At 52.5% G+C, this 5,635-nt stretch carries 2 protein-coding genes and 1 pseudogene; 1 reads left to right on the top strand and 2 read right to left on the bottom strand.

The genetic code is table 11. The features are described from left to right. Nucleotides 1-611 (top strand): annotated as a pseudogene (locus tag K7W03_RS26440) (hypothetical protein); the annotation flags it as partial. Nucleotides 612-617: 6 nt separating this feature from the next. Here K7W03_RS26440 and K7W03_RS26435 read toward each other — a convergent pair. Then, a complete protein-coding gene (locus tag K7W03_RS26435) occupies nt 618-2,096 on the bottom strand; it encodes a hypothetical protein (RefSeq protein ID WP_222887879.1) in 1,479 nt (492 codons plus the stop codon). Between the two features lie 163 nt (nt 2,097-2,259). Beyond that, complete coding sequence (locus K7W03_RS26430) at nt 2,260-5,529, bottom strand: hypothetical protein (RefSeq protein ID WP_222887877.1); 3,270 nt, start codon at nt 5,527-5,529, stop codon at nt 2,260-2,262. Nucleotides 5,530-5,635: the final 106 nt, after the last annotated feature.

Raw genomic sequence — 5,635 nt, 5'->3', positions numbered from 1 at the left:
TTCGCGCCAGCCTCCTGCTCCTTCAGCACGCCGATGATCTGCTCTTCTGTGAACCTTGCTCGCTTCATTCGTCCGTCCTTCCATCAGGTCAGACTCTAATCAAGCTTGGAGGAAAATCCGGGGGTCAGGTCAAACAGATTGGAACTGGAGAGGTAAAGGGCCTTTTCCGCCTGAATGCCACAGAAATTAAAGATGACGTCCTCAGCAATGTTAAGAGCCTTGATGGCGATGCTCTAGTGGCGCGTATCGACGAAGCCATGGAACGGGGAACATGGGGCGATGCCAAGGAGGTGTGGGAATACATCAAATCCCGCCGCAGACTTTTGCCACCGGAGCTGAAGGACGAAGACAAAGAGACGCTGCAAAAATTCCTCGAAGATTCGTGGAACAACGGCATCTTCGTACTCAGCAGAGGCGCGCTTGAAGATTATCTTCCTGCAGGGTTTAAAGGCAAGGATCTCGAAAAGCTGATTACTTTCGTAGAGTCTAAGGATTTTTGGGACAATCTGCCCCGCGACGGTCGCGGAGAGATAGAAGCTATCGCGAGAACGTTGTTGCAAATTCCACCTCAGGAGGCGTCTGCGGACGTTATCGGGGAGGCGGCAGAGTAAACCATCTTAGGGCTGTATGCAAATTCGGAAATCGCTGAGCACGGCACCGTTTCGACCAGCCAGCCGGGTCTCCCACTCCAAGATTTCCGACTTCACATCGACTCTGGTGGCTTGATCCCAAAACCGGGCCTCCGCTTGCCAAAGGATGCGATCCAATCTCACGCCCCTCAAAGACTGGCGATCGGGCGAAGGTTGCACGAAAATATCCATTTCGCGCGTTAGGCGAGAAGTGTCTGGCGGAATATTTTTGAGTGGATCGGTTCTCAACCGAGAAGTGTATCGAAAATTAATGCATATCGCATCGTCAGCCGCCAGCGAACTCGGTGTGGCCAAGTGAGGAGATCTCGCATATTCGGCTATTATGGTGGAATTATCTTCATTCCACAGTTTAAATGATTGAATGAAATAGTTCGAAAATTGATCTGGTATGCTTCTAGTGAGATGTGAACATGCTTTCTGAATTTTTGGAACAGTGATTCTTGATGAAGCCTCTGGAAGAAAAATACGATGGGTTTTCATCCCATTGGGTGATTGCATGTCGACTGCCACGGAAATTACGGTTCCACTTCCGAACTCCTTTGCAGCGTCAACCATTTGTTTGTTGCGCTCAGGGGAGAACATAACCTCTTCGAGCTGTGCGAGAGCAGTCCGCGATGCTAGCGCATCCAGTAGGTGAGCGTCGAGCCGGAATTCCCCACTTTTGTCGGGATGCCAGAAGACGCGACCCTTTGAGTGGTGATGGAGTTTGCCCCGAAGGTCGACCAGATATCCAATTATCTCTTCATCAGACATTTTGAGCTTCGCTGCAATCCCGGTGTAAGTCACATCATCTGGAGAGAGCGCGGATTCCCTAAGATTAGCCAGTCCATCCCTTACTGCCTGAGAGCAAAGGAGCGCCTTCTTTACTTTTTTTGGATCCGACAGTCCGCCGCAAAATTGCGTCTCAAAATAAAAGAATGAGTTATAAAACGCTTCAAAGTACCTTTTCTGACGTACGTAATCGTGACCTTTTCTCAAAAAACTTAGAGGAATTTCAAGTTCTCTGATATCATCGACCGTCGCAGCCGCGTAGGCAATATATTCGTATTCCAAATGAAGGGGCTCGAGAGGTGGAACATCGGTCTGCGAAATGGAATAGAGCTGGATCGTCGCCTCTTCCTCCTCTGTTTCTGGAATCCACTCGATTCTTTGTTTGTCAAAATTTACATTCATCAGCGCAAACAGACTGATCGCTCCCTGAATTAGGCGCAGGTCATGTTCCAACTGGGAAAGCGACGGATAGTTGCCCGTGCTTAGGGCGCGCGCCTCGCCGCTGCCGGACCACCCGGGGAGTGTGTCCTGTTCGTCGATACGTTTACTGGCCGAGACTTCCGTGACGGCACCATCAACAGTGAGCCACTCAACCTTGTACGGTCCAAGTCGGATAGGCCAACTGTCCGATATCCCTAAATCTCCAGACACTGGATAGATGAATTTTACAAGCATGCGCCCCCCCTGTTAGCGTCGAATATGCCGTATAATAAGGTATGTACGCCCACATTGCGGACGTTCCGAACGTAGCCTGAGCCCCTCCAAACTTGCCGTTCGTTGATCGGATCACCGCAGCTAAAAGTTTGCCCATCCTGCGCTTTCGGCTTCGCGTCAAATGTTAGGTCGCCAACAATGCCGACAGCCTAAGATTGGTAACTTTCAATTCAGGAGCCAGATCAGCCAGTTTGTCCAAAAATCCAACAATCTCTCTGGCTTGGTCGGGCTTTAACTGTCGGTACACAATGTTTCGGAAATGCTGCTCAAATTTGGCTGCGCGATCCTCGTTAGAACTGATCATAGCAGAAGCCGCTAAACACCACTCACCCAAGAGTCGCCCAGACCAATTTCCTGCAATCCCGGCATCAAGACCAGCTTTGAGCACCGCTTCAGCCAAGCGGTCATATTTCCAGCGCGCTGCCGCCATCAAGCCAAGCCGAACAAGACCAGCGAGTTCCTCGCCTTTCGCAGCTTGCAAAAATTCAATGAAGTGATCTGAAATGGCATCAACGTCATCAGGCATTTCGAATGCGAGCAGCGAGTTGAAAAAGGCGTTCTTGGCCGCAACTGAGTCATCACCAGCTAGCAATTTGCATAGAAAATCCGTCGGAAAGCTGTTGGTGACCCAACTGGGTGAAAACTCGTCTAGCGGTCCCGACGAGAGCTCCATAAGGTCAGGGACAGATTCGTTGTCCAAAGTGAGAAGCGATGCCCATTGCTCCGGCCTGGCATCGGCAGAGACGGATCGGGCCAATCCTTTGAACCGAGCCTTCAGCATCCCCGCCATTGGTTGTGGATTCAACCATTCGCGGAACCACCAACGGCTTTCGCTTAGCTCGAGCAAGCCCGCCAGGCCGAAACTGTTCCCAACCCACTGGCTGACGGCTTGAAAGAACTCGGGGCGTTTGATGTCCAGCTCACTCAATGCACGAACGGCCCAGCCCGCATGGCAAAAGAGCGCCGCCCGTCTGACGGGCAACGGGCGATCCCGCAAAACGCCAAGGGTGTCAGCGTGACCGATCACAGCCATCGACACGGCAGCAAAGTCGTGGGCAATTTCGTGTAATTTTCCTTCCACACCAAACAATTTCTGAAGCAATTCTGTTCCAGCGACTGCGCAGTCTGCGTTTTGCGCTCTGCCACACGAAATCTGAAAGCCAGCCAAAGCGGAGAACGGATCGCCAGCTTGACCTAGATCGGCGATAAGCGTTGCTGCTTCTGCATCATTCAAACTGTCGACTAACGCACAAAACTTGAAATCGGGGGAAATTGCCAGCGGAGCAAGAATTCGGGCTGCAGCAACCGCTTGATCGCCACTCCTGTCGCGAGTGCAGTGATTCAGCAATTCGTCGATTGGCAGGTCTTCTGAAGGGTCAAATATCACAGAATAATGAGCTTCGTCGGCTACGACCAAATCATCAAATGAAAGCTCCTCTTTGGCCGTTAGCGCTCGTATCCATGCTTCGGGCGATTTGGCGAGCTCCTCGAAAAGATCGCTTATCTGGTCGGAGTTCAAGGGGCCTGCATCGCAGCACGCTGCCCAGAAAACTGATCTCGAAACAGGAAGTGTCCGCGTCCGGAAAATTCGGTTCAGCGTTGAGCGGCCCTGTTCAACACCCGGATTGAGCAATCCGGCAAAATCGAAGCGCAGGGTTTGGCTATTGCGGGAGATTGTGATGTCTCCATTCTCATGGATCGTTGCAGATTCCGCGATGACCAGACCATTCTTTTCAGAAAGTTTGCTGGGTTCGCCAGACGAGACGCTGGCTAGAAATTGCATCATTTCATCGTGATCAACATCGCTGCCACCAAGCGAGTGGGTTGGCGGTTCAGGTTCAAGTGCTTCGAGAACAGCTTGGTTTTTGAGCAGCAACGCTCTTACGTTGCTAGGCATGTGCCGGAACAGCCAACGGCGTACGTCGGCTGCAGGGACTTCAATTTCGTCTGTTACAACTGATCCAGCACCGATTATGGCTTTGGATAGGGCTGCCAGCACCATCGGCTTGATGGCTCGGTCTCTTCCTTCAAATTGTGGAGCAACGCGCGACTGATGCCAATCAAAATAATCCTCTAGTCGCTCTTCGGGTACTTCGATAGGTTGAGCGAGCGTCGCATGCAGCGCAGCTCGAGCGTTAGAAGCCCAATTACGGAGGTCGAGCTCTCCATCATCGCCGACATAACCAACAATATCCGGCATTGCCTTCAACAACCAAGTTGCCGCCGGTCGAGCCTTATTTAGGGGGAGTGTTGCCCAACAGCGCTTGATGGCGATTGTCATACATGCTGCAACATTTCCCAGCCAGTATTGCTCATCTGGCAAAATGACAGCCTTCCGGATAAGCGGGAGATGGATGGAGGCTAGGATTGCACGCAAATCACGGCCCGGCCCGCCGCTCCAATCGCCCTGGCCAGCCGCTTGGACTATCTCGTCAATTTCTACAGGAACGAGAGCCACACCGGCCTCACGCAGGGTGCGACGTGCAACCTGCCGCTGGTTGGCGGCTATTGCACCACTTGCGAGCAACTGATCGATCACATCGATTACGTTCAAGATCGGCCTAGAGATGCCATTTCTGTCGGTCAGCTGACCGGTCCGATTGATCATGCCGTCACCCGACACGAGTGCGTCAAACCCGGAAGCATCAGATAGAAGAGCCATGAGTGTTCCGGGTTCAGCTTCACTGTCTTCTTCGGCTTCATCCGATGCATTTCGCCGAAAGCTTCCGTGTTGTGCCCTTCCTTGCGCTACCGCTGCAGCAAGGGTTTCACGCACCTTGTCGATGGCCTGCAACGGCTTCTGCGCTCGGACAAATTGCGATATCTCTTGCTCGACCAGTTTTTGGGCGTTTGCGCTGATGCTCAGCGTGACATCAATCGCAAGAAGCCTATCAAGCACATTGGCATGATCAAGCGCGTTTAAGGTTAGCCCGTCGAGAAAAAGCAGACGAGATAGATCAAGGTTAACTTCGTCAGGCCAAGGTTGGCCGTACGAGGCGATTGAAGAGGTAGCGGCTCCTGCTTCAGCTTCGTCTAGCTCACCGACACTTTCAAGCGCCCTTATGAGGCCGTAGGGTGAGGCCAACCACGTCAGATCCGCACTGCAATCTATGGTCTGTTCGCCGAGGCTTCCTGGCTTGCTGATCGGGTAGCTATGAACATAGATGCCATCATTGGCCTTCGCCCATGAAAGCTCCGGAAGCTCATCGTCGTCGGAAGAGTGCAGCGCGACGACGTTGATTGCTCCGCTGTCGATTACGGTCTTAACTCGTTGCGCTTGCTCAAAGCGCGACCTTTGGCCCCGTTGCGAACGAATGTAATCGCTGAACAGATGTGGCATTGTCCCTGCCGCAAGGGTCGCTTTTGGGAAGAATTGAAGCGCAGATTCGAGCAACCCGGCCATCTCCAAGGTAAGTTGCGCGGCGACTGACAGGATGCGAGCGTAGCGACAATCAAGATGAGAATCGGTTGTTGGGGTGTCGGTGAAGGGCGGAGGGCGT

It is taken from the genome of Sphingobium sp. PNB, from assembly GCF_019873065.1.
Classification (GTDB): Bacteria; Pseudomonadota; Alphaproteobacteria; order Sphingomonadales; family Sphingomonadaceae; genus Sphingobium; species Sphingobium fuliginis.
Note: the sequence above shows the minus strand (reverse complement) of the source record. Positions and strands in the feature narration are given on the sequence as shown.

Excerpts from the sequence above, each read along its gene's own strand:
- K7W03_RS26435 (WP_222887879.1), bottom strand. The coding sequence starts at position 2,096 with ATGCTTGTAAAATTCATCTATCCAGTGTCTGGAGATTTAGGGATATCG.